Below are 911 nucleotides of genomic sequence, written 5' to 3' on the forward strand. Positions count from 1 at the left end.
TCAGCTTTTTTCGCAGCGGAACTCGACCGCCCCACGACGAAATGATCGCCTACATCGATAGGTATAGGGATCAGTTCGGGGTCGAGGTTATCTGTCGCACGCTGGCTGCGACGGCCGGTGGGTTCATCACCTCTCGAGGCTACCGGGCAGCAAAGACCCGCCCGCCCAGCGACCGGGAGCTGAAAGACCAGGCGTTAATTGCCGTGATGGGGCAGATTCATCAGGAGAACTACAGCGTGTACGGGATCCGCAAGATGTGGCACGCCATGCGCCGAGCCGGCTGGGACGTGGGCCGTGACCAAGTCGCCCGGCTGATGCGAAGAGCCGGTCTGAGCGGGGCCGTCCGGGGCCGCACCCCGGTCACCACCACACGCGCCCAACATGCCTCTGCTCGGCCCGATCTTGTCGATCGGAAATTCTGCGCTGAGCACCCGAACCGGTTGTGGGTAGCCGATATCACCTACGTGCGCACCACGAGCGGGTTCTGTTACACCGCGTTCGTCACCGACGTGTGCACACGCAAGATCGTCGGGTGGGCCACCCGCTCGACCATGCGCACCGAGGCCCTCCCGCTGGAAGCTCTCGAACACGCGTTGACCGCGGCACAGGATCATGCCCTTTCCGGATTGATCCATCACAGCGATCAGGGCTCCCAGTATGTGTCGTGGAGCTATTCCAACAGGTTGGAAGAGGCCGGGCTGAGAGCCTCGGTGGGCAGCGTCGGCGACGCATTCGATAATGCGCTGGCCGAGACCGTCAACGGCCTCTACAAGACGGAACTGATTTACACACGGCCCCACTGGGCAACGGCAACAGAGGTCGAACTGGCGACCATGGACTGGGTCCATTGGTGGAACACGATCCGCCTGCACGAGTCCCTGGACTACCGCACCCCAACAGAGTACGAAGCG

General features: G+C 62.7%; 1 protein-coding gene. It reads left to right on the forward strand.

What is annotated here, in order from left to right; genetic code table 11:
- Positions 1 to 911, forward strand: a 911-nt coding sequence (locus tag H7E91_RS11470; protein ID WP_182355245.1) for an IS3 family transposase, incomplete at both ends; no start/stop codon positions are given.

This window comes from Flaviflexus huanghaiensis (assembly GCF_014118685.1).
GTDB lineage: Bacteria > Actinomycetota > Actinomycetes > Actinomycetales > Actinomycetaceae > Flaviflexus > Flaviflexus huanghaiensis.